Below are 16,795 nucleotides of genomic sequence, written 5' to 3' on the forward strand. Positions count from 1 at the left end.
GCAAACTTGAACAAATTTTGGCTTCTAGCGCTTGATGGATAAGCGCTAAAAGCTATCAATTTAATAGCATATATCAAACACCGAGGAGGAGAAGCACCATGCAAATGCACCCACTGGCCTTTGCCGCCCTGCTGGTCGCCGTGGCAACGGCGCAAGCACAGACCAGCTCCAGTCCCACCACGGGCAACCCCACCACGACAGCGCTGCCCGAAGTGAAGGTGACCGACGAGGCCAACAGCGCGGGGACCGAAGGCTCGGGCCAGTACACCGCCCGCGAAGTCAGCGTAGGCAAGCTCCAGCAGGCACCGCGCGAGACGCCGCAGTCCCTCAGCGTGGTCACGCGCCAGCAGCTGGATGACCGCAACCTGACCAAGGTGGAAGACGCCATCAAGCTGAGCACCGGCATGACGGTCACGCGCTTTGATGGTGCGGGCAACTACAACACCTTCCAGGCGCGCGGGTTCGATCTGGGCTCCATCCAGCTCGATGGCGTTCCGATCCCCCAGGGCAACTACAGCACGCTCGACACGGCCATGTATGACCGCATCGAAGTGCTGCGCGGCCCGGCCGGCCTGCTGCAGGGCGCGAGCGAGCCCGGCGGCACCGTGAACCTGGTGCGCAAGCGCGCCCCGGCCAAGCTGGCCATTGGCGCCGATGCGGCGGCGGGCTCCTTCGGCCTGCGCCGGGGCACCGTAGACGTGGGCGGCGGCCTCAATGCCGAAGGCACGATCCGCGCGCGCGCCGTCGCGGTGGTGGAAGACAAAGACAGTTTTGTAGACACCCTGTTCAACAACAAGCGCCTGGGCTACGGCACGCTGGAATGGGACATCGCCCCCTCCACCACCGTGTCGGTGGGCGCGGCGCAGCAGCGCGTGCGCGCCGCCATCGACCAGGGCCTGCCCACCTATGCCGATGGCCGCCCGGCCGACCTGCCCCGCAGTGCCTTTGCCGGCCTGCGTGCCAACCGCCAAGACCTGGAGACCACCGACGTTTTCGCAGAGCTGGAGCACCGGCTGGATGGGGGCGGCTTGGTGCGCCTGTCCGCGCGCGACATCGACCGCACGGCGTTCTACCGCTCGGCCCGCGCCAACAGTGCCCTGGCCGCCGACGGCAGCTTCACCATGGAAACCGTGGACGGCGACTTTCACGTGCGCACCCGCAACTACGACGCCTTCCTGGCCACACCGGTGCAGATGGCAGGCCGCACCCACAAGCTGCTGGTGGGCGCGAGCCATAACGAGGGCAAGAGCTGGGACGGCAACTACGCCTACGGCCCCAGCGTGCCGTTCAACCTGCTGCAGCCCCACTACGACCTGGCCTACCCAGACATCCGGCTACCGGGCTTCACCTCGATCGTCACGCGCCGCGAGAACGCGCTGTACGGGCAGGCGCAGATCGGCCTGACCGACACGGTCAAGCTGCTGGCAGGCGGGCGTCTGTCGTGGGCGGAGGTGGTGACGCGCAGCACCAGCACGGGCGCAGTCACCGCATCGGCAGACCCTGGCCGCCAGTTCGTGCCGTCGCTGGCTCTGATGTGGGACTTCCACCCGCAGTACACCGGCTACGCCAGCTATGCAGAGACCTTCGTGGTGCAAAGCCAGCTCAACGCGGCCAAGCAATTGCTTGCCCCACGCACAGGCAAGCAGGTGGAGCTGGGCGTGAAGGGCGAGTTTTTGCACAAGCGCCTGCAGGCCCATGCAGCGCTGTTTCGCATCATTGACGAGAACCGCGCCATCGCCGACCCGGTGGTGGCAAACGCCTACATCGCCGGCGGCAAGGTGCGCGCGCAAGGCTTCGAAACCGAGATCAGCGGCCAGCCCCAGCCCGGCTGGGACATCGTGGCGGGCTACGCCTACAACGACACCCGCTACCTCCAGGCCCCCGTGGCGCAGCAGGGCCAGGTGTTCAGCCCCGTCACGCCGCGCCACAGCGTGAACCTGTTCACCCGCTATGCCTTCACCAGCCCGGCGCTGCGCGGCTTCAGCGTGGGCGGCGGAATGACCTACCGCAGCGAGTTCTTTGCGCAAAGCGGTGCGTTGCGCATCAACGCACCGGGCTACGCAGTGTTCAACGCCCAGGTGGGCTACCAGATCAACGACCACCTGTCTCTGAACCTGTCGGTGGACAACCTGCTGGACAAGACCTACTACGAGAAGGTGTCAGGCATTTCGCGCCAGAACTTTTATGGCGAGCCCCGGCGTGTGACGGTGGCGCTCAAGGCGCGGTATTGAGGCGGGACGAGGGAAAAGACATAGGCATCGGTGAAGATGCCATGCACCTTGAGCCGATTCCGCGCGAGGCACTCCCGCACTGCGCCCGACCGCTCGGCCAGGCTGAGACTGGGTGTGTTGTGCTGGGCCACGACGATTTCAACGCGGCTCAGCTTGAGCTCTGCAAAGGCGAACTGACTGAGTGCCTGAACGGCGGCGAGCGCTGCGCCTTGGCGCTGCCAGGACTGGCGGACCCAGTAGCCCAGGTTGCAGAAGCCGTTGACTAGGTTGAATTGATTGAGGCCGCAGCCGCCCACAAGGGTATTGGACCCGGCGTCGAAAATGCCGAACTCGTAGCTGGAACCGCGCTCCCACTCGGCCTCGCAATGCGCAAACCAGGACGCAGCATCGGCGGTTGAGTAATTGGGATGGGCCCAGGGCATCCACTTCCCGACGGTGGCAGTGGACTCCAGAACGGCCTCGACGAAGGAGGGGAGATCGGATTCAGCGAAGGGGCGGAGCTCGAAACGACCGGAGGCAAGCATGGGGCAGGAACTGCAGAGGTTTAACGTCGAAGCTGACCGGAACGCAGCGCCTTGCGATAGCGTTTGAGGTTCTTCGCCTTGCGTCCCGTCGGAAACTGAGTTAACTCCATGCCGCAGCCAGCGACCGCCAGCGCCGCAATCAGGTCGGCGGGAAAATGGTCAGACTGTACGACCACATCGCGCATAGCGATCCCAAAGTCCAAAGTCGCGTGCTCCACGCCTGCGACTTCGCTCATGTTCTTCAAGATGCTTGAATGGGCACGGAGAAACTGGATTGCATCGGCCTGTTGCTGCTCCAGGTCTTCAAACTCAGCGTCACTCACCACCAAGGTCAGCCCAGAAGTCACTGCAGGCCGACTATTCGGCCGGGAACTGCGCGGCACACCTCGCCGCCAAATGTTGCACGGTTCAACCGGACTCAGCGCGACGAGGCTTTCCACATCAGCCTCGCGGCCCACGAAATGAATGATGCAACCCATGCGATTCAAGGTTTGTTGAAAGGAGATGAGAGGCGTGACCAGACCGATGGATTATTTTGCGAAATTCGCTTTTTGCTTAGGAATGCGCGCGGACGACACATGCGACTGCAGCTACGAATGCAACGGCAACAAGCGTAGAAATGAGGTACCACAGTACGCGAAGCCCCGAGATCGACCGCTGCTTGGTTTTTTGCTCAACAAACTCATTAGCGTGGCGGAGACCTGGCAAACGGGAGTAGACAAACCCTAGTAGATCCCCGGCCGCGCTGAGCAGGAGGTAGGCCGGTGGAGCAAACATTGCGAGAAGCAGCCAACGGAGCAGACCTTCGGGATGCCCTTGCCACAGGAAAACTCCAGCGCACACAGAGAGACCTAGCCAAATAACGAGGAGCAAGCGTGGTTTCGACATTGATATGCGCTAGGACTGGCTTGGTGCTACTTAACGAATGAGAGTGGCGTCCCCGCCCCGAGCGATGCGCGTAGTTGCAGGGTACGGCACCAAGTGCCGCGATGGGAAGTATGGAGTCTCGTCGACGCAGCCGTTGTTGGAGGGGGCGCCCATGGCAATCAAGCTTGTCGAGCTTGTCAGGCACAGTCCACACCACCCTCGATGATTTCTTGAAGTTGAGAACGCAAACCTTCATAGAGTTCTGTGACGTCCACCTTCTCGCCCCGCTCAATCCGTTTAATGAGCATGTCCTGCGGATGAAAAGTCAAGCTTGACTGCAGATACCGTACGGCCGGGTCTCGACCATATTCATCGTCAATCATCCACCAGTCGTAGTCTGGCTCGGCGTTAACGAAGACTTTTCCAAAGGCAATGCCAAGGGCGTGAATAGTGTATTCCGCCTCTGCATCAATAACGCCGGAGTCGAGCGCTCGTTGAATCAGGTCAAGGTTGCGCTTTGATCCATCGAGTTCAGCATGAAGAACATCCACGATAGCTTGCCGGGCATGAACCAGGGACAGAGCAATCTGTTGCAAGTCGTCCGGAGTCGGGGCTTCAATCATCTGCTTACTCACCTGTGGCAGTAAAAATGTGTCCGGCGGCACTTAGGGAACCATTCCCCGGCGAAGCCGAGCGCATTCGATATGTGAACCGCTTTCATCCCTGTCCACCGTGTGCGTTCTTTCGTTTGCTTGGCGGCTCACGATCGAAAGTCTCTACGGTGGACACCCCCCTGAAAAGTCAAACTTTCCCCGGCCCAGCCGGGGGCCTCCCTTTGGAAGCTTGAAGTGCTTTTCGGTAGAAGATTCTGTCGTAGCCCGTCATATGCTTGCGCTCGTACTCGACGTAGCCGATCTTCGTGTAGAGGGCCTGGTTCTCAACCATCTTGGAATTCGTGCACAGGTACAAGCTGTCGAAGCCGCGACGCAGCGCCTCGTGCTCTGCAAACTTGAGCAACTCCCTGCCGACCCCGTGGCCGCGCAGATGAGGGAAGGTGGCTACTGCGTCGATGTAGAAGCCCTCTGTTGTTTCGTACTGAACGAGCGCGCCGACGATCGCGTTCTCGTACTGCGCGACCCAGACATGACCGTCCTGGGTGTGTGCGTTGAAGTCGAGCAGCATCGGCGCTGGAGGCCTGCCGATCCTAGCGATACAAGGGCTGAAGGCCTCTACGACGCATTGGCGTGCGGCAGGAGCATCGCCTGCAAGTGCTTGACGGACGATCAGGTCCAAGTTGGGCCTCCAGTGCTCGTTGTGACGGCTAGCTCGCCGTATCCCGCAGAACTTGCGAGACAAGCTCGACGGATCGGAATATTTTGACATGGCACCATCTTGAAAACGGCATCCAGCTTGGGCTGCAGCCAAGCTGTGTGCTTGGGCCAACTTTGGGGCTCAGCTTCAACATGCGTCTATCGAAAGCAGCGGCCATCGTTCGCTAAACCGCTTCGATTTCACACGTTGCCGGTAGACGGTGAAACACGCTCTGATCGGGTTGTGCCGCACACGAAGCGCAAACAGATCGTCTAGCCCGTGGGGGGCAACAACACCTATCGATTCGTCATCGGTCAGGTAGACACCAACACAGGTCGCGAACTCTGGCCAGGTTGCCACGCCTTCTTCGAGGGACCCAAGAGGATGCACCACCTGCCCCAGGTTGCTGGCGAACCATTGATGCACCGTGGCTTGGTTGGTGACTTCCCACTGCACCGTCGGCATGATCGCGCGGAGGCGGTTTTCGAGATATGCATCTTGCTCCGGGCCGAGAGCTTTGCGGTCAAAGTGGACGACATCGACGTCCTCAAGCACCGAGGGGGTTTCAAAGCCATGGAGAGCATCCCACACCAGAGACCGCACGGCGCCAGCGCCAATGCACCAAGAGTCCAATCCAAGAGAACGGACCGCCAACAGCGCTGCGATCAAGTGGCTTGAAGAGCGCACCATGGCCACAAGCCGCCGTTCAAGCTCCGGTCGTGAAGTTTCGTTTCGGTGCATAGCTTCACAGGAAATTAGGCGGAAATTTCTGGTGCATGGTTCTGGCAGAACGTAGCACTTTAGCCCTTGCGCAGAGGCCACCGACCGCCAGCTCTGCAGAGGGTTCATCCAGCCTCTCGAATCACTTTTCTGCACCATCTACTTGCGGTTTTCGCAACCGCCTGAATCACAACATCACCACAAATACAAACAATTCCCATTTGCAATGTAAAATTCAGTTTCCGCAAGCCACAGCCTCCCCTTTAGACCTGCTCTAAGGCTGCAGCCAGCACCCACCGTCCTTCGATGTTTTCGGGTTGTCTGGCTTGAACCACTCCTTCCTCTGCACCCTTCCTGCTGCCGCCATGCCCGCCCCCGCTCTGGGTGCCGGCGATGCGGGTGTGCGCCAGCCCAGCCCCTGCCGCCCCACCTCCACACCATGCTGAGCCCCACCGCCCTGCGCCGCTGGAGCTGGACCCACAAGTGGTCCAGCCTGGTGTGCACCGTCTTCATGCTGCTGCTGTGCCTCACGGGCCTGCCGCTGATCTTTCACCACGAAATTGGCCACCTGCTGGGCACGGAGGTGGAGGCGCCTGCGATGCCCGCCAACACGCCGCGCGCCAGCCTCGACAAGGTGCTGGCCACTGCGCAGGCGCTGCACCCGGATCGTGTGGTGCAGTTCGCGTCGCACGCGGAGGACGATGACAACGTGTGGTTCGTCACGCTCACGCCCACACCGGCGCCCACGGACGATTTCCGCTCCGTGGCGGTCGATGCGCGCACGGGCCAGGTGCTGGCGCAGCCACGGTTTGACGAGGGCTTCATGTACGTGATGTTCAAGCTGCATGTGGACCTGTTTGCAGGGCTGCCGGGCAAGTTGTTTCTGGGCTTCATGGGCTTGCTGCTGCTGGTGGCCATCGTCACGGGGGTGGTGCTGTATGCGCCGTTCATGCGCAAGCTCGCGTTTGGCGAGGTGCGGCGTGATCGCTCGACCCGCGTGAAGTGGCTGGACCTGCACAACCTGCTGGGCATCGTCACGCTGGTGTGGGCGTTTGTGGTGGGCGGCACGGGCATGATCAACACGTGGGCCGATCTGCTCATCAAGTACTGGCAGTACGACCAGCTGTCGGTGCTGCTCAAGCCCTATGAGGGCCAGCCCATCGTGCCCGCCGCAGAGCGTGGCCCGCTGCAGCAAGCGCTGGAGGTGGCGCAGGCCCAGGCGCCGGGCACCAAGCTGTCGTTTATTGCGTTCCCGGGCACAGCGTTCTCCAGCCCGCATCACAACACGTTTTTTCTGCGTGGCAACGAGCCGCTCACCTCGCGCCTGCTCAAGCCCGTGCTGGTGGATGCGCGCACGGCGCAGGTCACAGCAGCGCCCCAGCTGCCGTGGTACCTGACGGCGCTGCTGGTCTCGCAGCCGCTGCACTTTGGCGACTACGGCGGCATGCCGATGAAGATCCTCTGGGCGCTGCTCGACATTGCCACCATCGTGGTGCTGGGCAGCGGGTTGTACCTGTGGTTGCGCAAAGGTGCGCAGGCGGGCAGCGCCAGCAACGCCAGTACCAGCACCGCCACGGCGGCAGCCACCGTGCACAGCCACACCGGCCTGCCGCCAACGGCTGCCGCACGCACTGGCGGCGCGCTGCCAAGCACGGAGGGCCGCGCATGAAGGCGAGCCCTTTCTGGTCGCTGTGGGGCTGGCCCCTCGTGATGGGTGTGCTGACCACCACCGGCCTCATCACGGCACTGGTGTCTGACACCTGGGGCGACTGGTGGTCGTGGGTGGGTCTGGGCATTCCGGTGGCGGTGATGGGCTGGACCTGCTGGCCGCGCACCACGCCAAGGGCCACTGCGCAACGCGCCCATGACAAACCCCACACCGATGCCGACGAAGCGGGCACCAACGCCAACGCCACGCCACTCTGAACATTCCCCGCACCTTCACCACGCCATGCGCAATTCCCATTCCCCTCGCCGCCCTGCCCTGACCCCAGCCGCACTGGCCGCCGCCCTGCTCTTCACACTGGGCGCGCCTGCCGCTTGGGCGCAAGCGACGACCAGCGGCACCGAGCCCGACGGCAAAACCCTGTCCACCGTCACCGTGAACGCCAGCGCCGACGCATCGGCGCAAGGCCTGTCGCCCGCTTACCCCGGCGGCCAGGTGGCCCGTGGAGGCCGTGCGGGCATCCTGGGCACCAAGGACGCGATGGACACGCCGTTTTCCATCACCAGCTACACCAACGAACTGATCCAGGACCGCCATGCCCGCAGCGTGGGCGATGTGCTGCAGAACGACCCCACGGTGCGCGTGGCACGTGGCTTTGGCAATTTTCAGGAGGCGTTCTTCATCCGGGGGTTCATCCTCGATTCGGACGACACGGCCTACAACGGCCTGTACAGCCTGCTGCCGCGCCAATACATTGCCACCGAACTGTTCGAGCGTGTGGAGGTGCTGCGCGGCGCATCGGCCTTTTTGAACGGCGCCAGCCCCAACGGCGGCGGTCTAGGCGGCAGCATCAACCTGCTGCCCAAGCGCGCGCCCAACGAGCCTTTGAACCGCGTGACCTTTGGCGTGGCCAGCGGCGGCCAGACGCAGGTGGCGGCCGACATTGCCCGGCGCTTTGGGCCCGATGGCAATACGGGCATCCGCGTGAATGCTGCTGCCCGCAATGGCGGTACGGCGGTGGACCACGAAGACGTGCAGCTCGGCCTGCTGGCCGTGGGCCTGGACTGGCGCAGCCGTGACGTGCGCCTGTCGGGCGACGTCGGCTGGCAGGACCACAAGCTCAAGAACACCCGCACCAACGTCACGCTGGGCAGCGCTGTGACCACGGTGCCGAACGTGCCCGACAACCAGACCAACTTTGCCCAGCCCTGGAGCTACTCCAACGAACGCGATGTGTTCGGCACGCTGCGTGGCGAGTGGGACCTGTCTCCCAGCACCACGGCCTGGGCTGCGGCGGGTGCGCGCCGTGGCGAAGAAGCCAATTCACTGGCCAACCTCACGGTGACCAACGCCGCCAGCGGCGCCGCCTCCACCTACCGCTTTGACAACACCCGCAAGGACAGCGTGAACACCGGCGAGCTGGGCCTGCGTGGCAAGCTGCAGACCGGCAGCGTGGGGCATGAATGGGTGGCGGTGGCGTCGCACTACGACTTCGAAAAGAAGAACGCCTACGCCATGGATTGGCGCAACACGCACGCCACCAATCTTTACAACCCCATAGCCACCAACCTGCCCGGCTTCAGCGCCAACACCCTGTTTGGCGGCGACCTGGCCAATCCCCTGCGCACCGGCAGCACGCGCCTGTCCAGCGTTGCGCTGAGCGACACGATGGCTTTCATGGACAACCGCCTGCTCTTCACCGTGGGCTTGCGCCACCAGAAGATGGAGATCGCCAATTACGACTACGGCACCGCGCTGCAGACCGACCGCTACGACCAGAGCCGCACCAGCCCGCTGCTGGCGGCTGTCTACAAGGTCAACAAGGGCCTGTCGGTGTATGCCAACTATGTGGAAGGCCTGAGTCAGGGCCAGACCGCGCCCAGCACGGCGACCAACCGGGGCGAGATGCTGGCGCCCTATGTCTCCAAACAAAAGGAAGTGGGCATCAAGTTTGACGCCGGCCGCGTGGGCGGCAGCGTGGCGCTGTTCTCCACCACCAAGCCGCGTGCGTTTTTGAACACGGCCAACCTCTTCAGCACCAGCGGCAAGGACCGCCACCAGGGCATCGAGCTGGCCGTGCAAGGCGAGGCCACCCAGGGCCTGCGCCTGCTGGGCGGCCTAACGTGGCTGGATGCCAAGCAGCTGACCACCGGCGCTGCCGCCACCGACGGCCAGCGCGTCATCGGTGTGCCCAAGCTGCAAGCCAACCTGGGGGCGGAATGGGACGTGCCCGGCGTGCCGGGCCTGGCCGTGGACGGCCGCTGGGTGCACACCGGCGCCAGTTATGCCAACGCCACCAACACCCTGCGCGTGCCCGGCTGGAACCGGCTCGACGTGGGTGCCCGCTATATGACGGAAGTGCAAGGCAAGCTCGTTACGCTGCGCGCCCGCATCGACAACCTGACCAACCGCAACTACTGGGCCTCAGTCGGCGGCTACCCCGGCTCGGGCTACCTGGTGGTGGGTGCGCCGCGCACCTTGTCGCTGAGCGTGAGCGTGGACTTCTAAAGCGGCAACCCGCGCCACACAGGCACTGCCAAGATCCATTTCAGGGTCAAAAAAGCCACCCAGCGCTTATCCAACAAGCGCAGGCAGCTATCAAAAAATGAGTATTTTTCCCCCGTAGCGCCGGGGGTGTGGAGCACTGCGCTCCGCTGTTTTTTGCTGTCACTAAACCACCGAAAGGAAAACGTCCATGTCCTCGAACCAACGCCTCCAAGCCCCGCTGCTGTCCGCCCTGCTGGCCTGCGGCGCCCTCACCGCGGTGAACTCCGCCCAAGCCCACCAGGTCTGGCTCGAAAACGCTGGAGGTCAGGCGCGCCTGCACTTTGGCGAGTTCAACGAGAACCTGCGCGAGACCTCGCCCGGCCGGCTGGACCAGTTCAAGGGTGTGCCTGCACTGGAACAACAACGCGCAGGTGCCGCCGCCCAGCGCGTGGAAGGCCAGCTCGCCAAAGACGCTTTTGTCTACGCCACCACGGGAACGCCCGACACGCTGTTCGCCGCCGCCAGCTACCCGCTGATCGACCGCAGCAAGCGCAACCTGCCGGCCATGATCTGGCAGCCCTCGGCCCGCTGGGTGGCCAGCCTGGCCAAGCCCGTGGCACCCACCGCGCCGCTGGACCTGGTGCCCACCGGCAAGCCCGGCGAGCTGAAGGTGGTCTACAAGGGTGCGCCGCTGCCCAAGGCCAAGGTGCAGCTGGCCGCCCCGTCGGGCTGGACGCGCGAGGCCGAGGCCGGTGAAGACGGCACGGTGACCTTCGTCACCCCCTGGAAGGGCCAGTACGTGGCCGAGGTCAAGCACAGCGACAAGACCCCCGGCGAAGTGCAAGGCGAGAAGTACGGCGAAGCCAGCTACGTGACCACGCTCACCTTTGTGCTGGCCGACGGCATGGCGTCGCCTGCCCTGCCCGAGCCGCCCAAGGCCCACTGAGCCCCGGCTGCCGCCACCGCCGATTTGCTAGCCGCACAAACCACCGCCCTCTCGGGGCGCGTGGTACTGCCTTGGCACGCTCGGGCGGCTGGCATTCATATCACTAAAAATGGGCTGTAGCGCTTTACGTAAAAGCGCCGACAGCTATTACTTCGATAGCGCCATGATTCACCCCAATCTCTTGCGCACCGCGGTGGCGCAAGCCGCACTGCTGGCTGTGTGCGGCACCGCGTTCGCGCAGAACAGCACAGCACCCGCACCTATACCCTCCGACGCTCCAGCAGCCGCCCCCTCCTTGCGCCAGGTCGATGTCATCGACTCCACGGCAGGCGAAGCCGCCACGCCCGCACGGCGCGCGCAAAGCAGCTCGCGCCTGGGCCTGTCGGTGCTGGAAACGCCGCGCTCGGTCAGCGTGATCGACAACGCGTTGCTGGAGCAGCAAATGGCCACCACCGAGCGCGATGTGCTGCGCAATGCCTCGGGCGTGTCGTCGCGCAGCGAGTACTACGGCTCGTACTCGCAGTTCTCCATCCGGGGGCTGTGGGCCAACAACACCTACAACTTCCTGCGCGACGGCGCCAAGTTCATCCACCTGCTGGACCCACCGCTGTTCAACATCGAGCGTGTGGAAGTCATCAAAGGCCCGGCCGCGCTGGAGTTTGGCCAGGTCGCACCGGGCGGCCTCGTCAACTACGTGAGCAAGCGCCCCCAGGCCGACCCACTGCGCACCGTGAAGATCGGTGCAGGCAGCTATGGCTGGCGCAGCGCCGACTTCGACCTGACCGGCCCGCTCACCACCGATGGCACGCTGCGCTACCGCCTGGACGGCGGCGCCAGCCAGGGCGGCAGTTTTGTGGATGGCAACACCCCGCGCAAGCAAGGCATTGCGGGCAGCCTGGAGTGGCAGATCACGCCCGACACCGTCTGGCGCGCGCAGGCCGAGACCCAAAGCATCGACGGCACTTCGACCTCCGGTTTGGCCGTGCCCGACCCCAAGAATCCACGCAGCGCGGATGTGCTGCCGGTGGGCGCGTTCTACGGCGAGCCCTGGTTGAAAACCGATGGCCATCTGCGCTTTTATTCCACCGAGCTGCAGCACCGTTTTTCGGACCAGCTGGAAGGCCGCGTGCATCTGTCGCACAACGAAACCTTTCGCAACGTGAACATCGTGTCGCCCATGGGCCCGGTGACCAACGGCCGCGTGCCGCGCACCTACTGGATGGCGCCGGGACAAAATTACACGTCGGACACCGCACTGGCTGAACTGCGCGCGCAGCTGCAAACCGGCGCGGTCAAGCACACGGTGCTGGCGGGCCTGGACTGGCGCGCCATTGCGGGCTTCTACGGCGCGCGCACCACGGGCAACCTAGGCGCTATCGACCTCTACAACCCCGTTACAGGCCTGTTGCCACCCGTGGCCTCCACCGGCGTGGGCAAGCTCTCCTCCGACGCCCGCAACACCGGTGTGTTTGTGCAAGACCGGATGGTGCTGGGCGAGTTCGGCCTGTTGCTGGGCCTGCGCCACGACCGCTTCAAAGACGCCTACACCACGCCCGTCACCGACGTGAGCAAGACACAGCCGAGCGCGGCGATCAGCTGGGAGCCCCGCCCGGGCAGCATGCTCTACGCGAGCCATGCGCGCTCGTTCCAGGCCAACTCGGGCACGCTGGTGTGGGGCGCGCAGTCGGCCCCGCCCTCGGAGGGCAAGCAGCTGGAGGTGGGCTGGAAGCAAGAATGGCTGAACCAACGCCTGATGACCACCGTGTCGGCGTTTGACCTGGAACTGACCAACGCCCCCGCCACCGACCCGGCGCACCCCGGCTACTCGGTGCTCACCGCACGCCAGCGCATCAAGGGCATCGAGCTGGAGCTGCAGGGCCGCATCACGCCCGGCTGGACGGTGACGGCCAACGCCAGCTTCCACGACCCCAAGGTGCTGGCCGACACCACGGCCGGTGCCAACGTGGGCAACCGCGTCGAGCGGGCCACGCGCCGCAACGCATCGCTGTGGACACAGTACCGCCTGCCGCAACTGCCCGGCCTGTGGGTGGGTGGTGGCCTGGTGCACCAGGGCGACAAGTTCACGGCCAACGACAACAGGTGGCGCCTGCCAGGCTACACCGTGGTCGACCTGGCCGTGGGCTACCAATTTGCGGGTGGCGTGCGGCTGCAGGCCAACCTGAAGAACGCGGGCAATCGCCGCTACTACATCGACGGCACCACCACCGCCGCCGGTTTTGGCGCCGTGGTGCCCGGCACGCCACGCAGCCTTCAGGTGTCGCTGGACTACACGTTCTGAAGACCGGCGCCAAGGCTGCGCCTGTCCCATCGCCAGCCCCGAAAGCCAAGCGCTCCTGGCACTCCAGGCGCCGTGCCTGGCCTTCGGGCCCGCCCCCTTTTTTCAACCATCGGAGAAACAGCACCATGCAATCTGGCATCACCGTTTGCCGCACCGCCATCGCGCACGCGGCCCTGCTCGCCCTGTGCGGCGCCGCCCATGCGCAGCAGGCCACACCCACAGCCCCCACCGCTCCCACGGCGCCCGCTGCAGAGAAAGCCCTGGCCCCCGTCACCGTGAGTGCGGGCGCCGAGCAGGAAAGCCCCACCGCGCCGGTCACCGGCTTTGTGGCCAAGCGCGCCCTGAGCGCCACCAAGACCGACACCCCGCTCATCGAAACCCCGCAGGCCATCAGCGTGATCACCCGCGACCAGATGGAGGCCCAGGGCGTGCAGACGCTGCGCCAGGTGACGGCGTACACGGCAGGCGCCGTGTCCAACTATTTCGACAGCCGCCAGGACACCTTCAAGGCGCGCGGCGGTGACGTGACGCAGTACCTCGATGGCATGGTGCGCTTCATCGGCTACTGGAACGACACCCGGCCCGACCCCTACACGCTGGAGCGTGTCGAGTTCCTGCGCGGCCCCTCGTCGGTGCTGTATGGCCAGGGCAGCGTGGGCGGTGTGCTCAACCTCACCAGCAAGCGCCCGCAAGCCGAAACGCAGCGCGAAGTGCAAGTGCAGCTGGGCAGCAACGCACGCAAGCAGCTCGCCGCCGACATGACCGGCAAGCTCACGCAGGATGGCGAATGGCTCTACCGCCTGGTGGCCGTGGGCCGCGACAGCGACACGCAGGTGGACCATGTGCGCGACGACCGCTTAGTGATCGCCCCCACCGTCACCTGGAAGCCCAGCGCCGCCACCTCGCTCACGCTGCAGCTCACGCACCAGAAGGACAAGAGCGGTTCGCTCATCGGCTTCTTCCCCTGGCAGGGCACGCAGCTGCCCAACCGCTACGGGCAGATCCCGACCAACACCTTCATCAGCGAACCCGGCTGGGACCGCTACAACTCCGAAAGCACCTCCTGGGGCTACCTGTTCAGCCACCAGATCGACAGCGCCTGGACTGTGCGCCAGAACCTGCGCCGCAGTGTGAGCGACGTGGACTACCGCACGCTGTACACCAGCTTTGCCGCCAATGCCGCACTGGGCCGCCCCGCGCGCCCCGTGTTCAACGCCGACAACCGCACCGTGCTGCGCGACGCCTCGTGGACGCTGGGCAACGCGCGCATGCTGCTGGTAGATACGCAGGTCGAAGGCAAGCTGCGCTGGGGTGAAACCGAGCACACCGTGCTGGGTGGCCTCGATGTGCAGCGCAACCATTGGGGCCAGCAAAGCTGGCGCGCCGTGGCACCGGCCATCGATGTGTACAACCCCGTGTACGGCAACTTCACGGCGCCGTCGGCATCGGCCCTGGCACGCGTGCCCAGCGTCGAGCAGCGCCAGCTGGGCTTCTACGCCCAGGACCAGATCAAGTGGGGCCGCTGGACCGCCACGCTGGGCCTGCGCCACGACAACGCCAAGAGCGACACCGAAGGCCGACCCGCCGCTGCAGCCGACGACAAGGCCTGGAGCAAACGCGCGGGCGTCACCTACCAGATGGATGGCGGGTGGGCACCGTATGCGGGCTACTCCGAGTCCTTCCAGCCGCTGGGCGGCGCCAATGCCTACGGCACCCCCTTCAAGCCCCAGCGCGGCGAGCAGTGGGAGGCCGGTGTGAAATGGCAGCCGCCTGGCCAGGGCATCAACGCCTTCGCCGCCGTCTACCAGCTGCGCGAAAAGAACCGCAAGACCACCGACCCGGGCAACCCGCTCAACAGCCTTCAGATCGGCGAGGTCAAGGTCAAAGGTTTTGAGGCCGAAGTGCAGGCCAGCCTGGCGCGCAACTGGGACTTCACGGTCGGCTACGCCTTTACCGACGCCAAGATCAGCCGCAGCAACACCGGCGACCAGGGCCAGCCCGTTGCCAGCACCCCGCGCCACACCGCATCCGCCTGGTTGAGCCACCGCTTCGCCAGCGAAGGCCGTGGTGGCTGGACGGTGGGCGCTGGCGTGCGCTACACCGGCTCGCAGTGGAGCGGCACCAGCGCCATCAGCACCCCGGCCGCCACGCTGGCCGACGCCATGGTGGCGTATGACGTAGGCGACTGGCGCGTGGCCTTCAACGTGGTGAACCTGGCGGACAAGGTGCACATCACGCAGTGCCTGGCGCGAGGGGATTGTTTCTATGGGCAGGCGCGGACGTACACGCTGACTTCGACGTACCGGTTCTGACGACTGGAAGGGGCGCCCCAAGCGCACTGAGAGTACGCCGTGGGGTGCCCCAACTTAGCCCCCACTCTGCCTCGGCATTCATGCACACAGCAGGCGTGAAGTGGAGGTGGGCGGGTTACCGCACCGCCCACCTGTTCAGTCCCACTACACTGGGCGTTGGCGTTCACTTCACCCAACCCATGCAACCCCATTCAAAGCCCTCCAAAGTGGCCGCGCTGGTTCCGGCGTGGCAGTCTTCGGCGTTCATTCAAGCAACCCTCGACTCTCTCTCAGCCCAGACTTACCCACACCTGGAAGTCATCGTCTCTGTCGATGAGTGCAATGATTCGACCTATGAGATTTGCATCGCCCATGCTCAGAAAGATGCTCGTTTCCGAGTAATCCGCCAATCGCAGCGGCTAGGGTATGTGGGCAACTGCAACTTTTTGCTCAATCAGGCCGAAGCTGATTACGTACTTTTTGCATTTCATGATGACATCCTGAACCCTGACTACATCACGCTGCTGGCAGAAGTGCTTGACGCACGGCCAGAGGTCGTCATGAGTTATTCGGACGTTCACCTCACAAACACCAACGGAACGGAAGAACACTGGGTATTCACCGAACTTGAAGGCGTTCGTGATCCGGTTCAGCGGGGTGTTCTCATGATGAGTGGAAAAAATAAATGGTGGGTGCCCAACCGAGGGTTATTCCGCCTTGGTCAAGCTCGGCAAATCAACGGCCTCAAAACCCACCATGCGGGAGAATTTTCGGCAGACTGGCCATGGCTGTTCCATATGAGCCTTTTGGGAGAATTCGCACGGGTTCCCAAAACCCTGTGCTACAAGTATTACAAGCCTGGAAGCTTATCGAGAAGCTGGCAGTTTTCCAAACACCAGATCTATGAAGTTTACGCGGCCATAATGCGCGAAATATGGATTTCAGGCCTTACCACTGAGCAAAAGCTCACGCTTGCCAGTCCCTTGGCAAGATGGCTCTACCACAATAATCCTGATCGACTCGGCGAGGGCAAGTGATAAATACCACCGACCCGGCATCCTGTTCGAGCTGGTTTGGAGGGCGCGCTCGCCTGGTTGATCTCCCCATTCATTCAGACGAGCGTGGCAACCTGCTACCGCTGGACTTCGACAGCCTCCCGTTCATGCCACGCCGCGTATTCACCGTAACAGGCGTTCCCGCTGGCTCCATCCGGGGGGAGCATGGCCACCGCAGTGGGGAACAACTGCTCGTTTGCCTGCAAGGGAAAATCGACCTTTTGTTCAGAAAGGGGTACGAAGAAGCCACTACGGCGCTCACCCCAGCGGGGCCAGGCCTCCTTTTGGGCGCAGGCGTGTGGTGCCGCCAGACTTACCTCGTCTCGAATTCCGTACTATTGGTATTGGCCAGCGAACCGTATGATCCAGAGTCATATATATCCACCTGGAACTGATAT

The 16,795-nt window shown here is 63.9% G+C and carries 14 protein-coding genes; 9 read left to right on the plus strand and 5 right to left on the minus strand.

Features of this window, described 5'->3' with window-relative positions; all coding sequences use genetic code 11:
• The first annotated feature begins 98 nt into the window (after nt 1-98).
• Nucleotides 99-2,231 carry a TonB-dependent siderophore receptor gene (locus tag ACSQ22_RS05630; protein WP_436129704.1) on the plus strand — a complete coding sequence of 711 codons (2,133 nt, stop codon included), beginning with the start codon at nt 99-101 and terminating at the stop codon, nt 2,229-2,231.
• On the opposite strand, the gene ACSQ22_RS05635 is transcribed toward ACSQ22_RS05630, so the two are convergent.
• The 5 genes from ACSQ22_RS05635 to ACSQ22_RS05655 all read right to left on the minus strand — a co-directional run bounded on the left by ACSQ22_RS05635 (nt 2,183) and on the right by ACSQ22_RS05655 (nt 5,674).
• Nucleotides 2,183-2,755 (minus strand): GNAT family N-acetyltransferase, encoded by a 573-nt coding sequence (locus tag ACSQ22_RS05635; RefSeq protein ID WP_228899533.1) that lies wholly within the window; start codon nt 2,753-2,755, stop codon nt 2,183-2,185. The two genes, ACSQ22_RS05630 and ACSQ22_RS05635, sit on opposite strands and share 49 nt — an antisense overlap.
• A gap of 20 nt (nt 2,756-2,775) precedes the next feature.
• Nucleotides 2,776-3,243, minus strand: coding sequence for a hypothetical protein (locus tag ACSQ22_RS05640; protein ID WP_436129705.1), 468 nt, complete (start codon nt 3,241-3,243; stop codon nt 2,776-2,778).
• A gap of 576 nt (nt 3,244-3,819) precedes the next feature.
• On the minus strand, nt 3,820-4,245 hold the full coding sequence (locus tag ACSQ22_RS05645; RefSeq protein WP_436129706.1) for a DUF3806 domain-containing protein: 426 nt from the start codon (nt 4,243-4,245) through the stop codon (nt 3,820-3,822).
• A gap of 178 nt (nt 4,246-4,423) precedes the next feature.
• Nucleotides 4,424-4,915 (minus strand): GNAT family N-acetyltransferase, encoded by a 492-nt coding sequence (locus ACSQ22_RS05650; RefSeq protein WP_436129707.1) that lies wholly within the window; start codon nt 4,913-4,915, stop codon nt 4,424-4,426.
• Between the two features lie 165 nt (nt 4,916-5,080).
• Complete coding sequence (locus ACSQ22_RS05655; protein ID WP_436129708.1) at nt 5,081-5,674, minus strand: nucleotidyltransferase family protein; 594 nt, start codon at nt 5,672-5,674, stop codon at nt 5,081-5,083.
• A gap of 418 nt (nt 5,675-6,092) precedes the next feature.
• On the opposite strand from ACSQ22_RS05655, the gene ACSQ22_RS05660 reads away from it, so the two are divergent.
• The 8 genes from ACSQ22_RS05660 to ACSQ22_RS05695 all read left to right on the plus strand — a co-directional run bounded on the left by ACSQ22_RS05660 (nt 6,093) and on the right by ACSQ22_RS05695 (nt 16,792).
• Nucleotides 6,093-7,322, plus strand: coding sequence for a PepSY-associated TM helix domain-containing protein (locus tag ACSQ22_RS05660; RefSeq protein ID WP_436129709.1), 1,230 nt, complete (start codon nt 6,093-6,095; stop codon nt 7,320-7,322).
• The gene (locus ACSQ22_RS05665; RefSeq protein WP_436129710.1) at nt 7,319-7,579 is read left to right on the plus strand and encodes a hypothetical protein; all 261 of its coding nucleotides are present in this window, start codon (nt 7,319-7,321) and stop codon (nt 7,577-7,579) included. Before ACSQ22_RS05660 ends, ACSQ22_RS05665 begins: the two co-directional genes overlap by 4 nt.
• A 25-nt stretch (nt 7,580-7,604) precedes the next feature.
• Nucleotides 7,605-9,827, plus strand: a complete 2,223-nt coding sequence (locus ACSQ22_RS05670; RefSeq protein ID WP_436129711.1) for a TonB-dependent receptor — start codon at nt 7,605-7,607, stop codon at nt 9,825-9,827.
• 187 nt (nt 9,828-10,014) lie between these two features.
• The gene (locus ACSQ22_RS05675; RefSeq protein ID WP_436129712.1) at nt 10,015-10,752 is read left to right on the plus strand and encodes a TonB-dependent receptor; all 738 of its coding nucleotides are present in this window, start codon (nt 10,015-10,017) and stop codon (nt 10,750-10,752) included.
• 163 nt (nt 10,753-10,915) lie between these two features.
• A complete protein-coding gene (locus ACSQ22_RS05680) occupies nt 10,916-13,051 on the plus strand; it encodes a TonB-dependent siderophore receptor (RefSeq protein WP_436129713.1) in 2,136 nt (711 codons plus the stop codon).
• A 125-nt stretch (nt 13,052-13,176) separates the two neighbouring features.
• Nucleotides 13,177-15,363 (plus strand): TonB-dependent siderophore receptor, encoded by a 2,187-nt coding sequence (locus ACSQ22_RS05685; protein WP_436129714.1) that lies wholly within the window; start codon nt 13,177-13,179, stop codon nt 15,361-15,363.
• A gap of 179 nt (nt 15,364-15,542) precedes the next feature.
• Nucleotides 15,543-16,379 (plus strand): glycosyltransferase family 2 protein, encoded by an 837-nt coding sequence (locus ACSQ22_RS05690; protein ID WP_176886518.1) that lies wholly within the window; start codon nt 15,543-15,545, stop codon nt 16,377-16,379.
• Nucleotides 16,376-16,792 carry a sugar 3,4-ketoisomerase gene (locus ACSQ22_RS05695; protein ID WP_436129715.1) on the plus strand — a complete coding sequence of 139 codons (417 nt, stop codon included), beginning with the start codon at nt 16,376-16,378 and terminating at the stop codon, nt 16,790-16,792. The genes ACSQ22_RS05690 and ACSQ22_RS05695 overlap by 4 nt, the downstream gene beginning before the upstream one ends.
• Nucleotides 16,793-16,795 lie beyond the last annotated feature (3 nt).

The organism is Acidovorax sp. LjRoot38 (genome assembly GCF_964252975.1).
GTDB classification, from domain to species: Bacteria; Pseudomonadota; Gammaproteobacteria; order Burkholderiales; family Burkholderiaceae_C; genus Acidovorax; species Acidovorax facilis.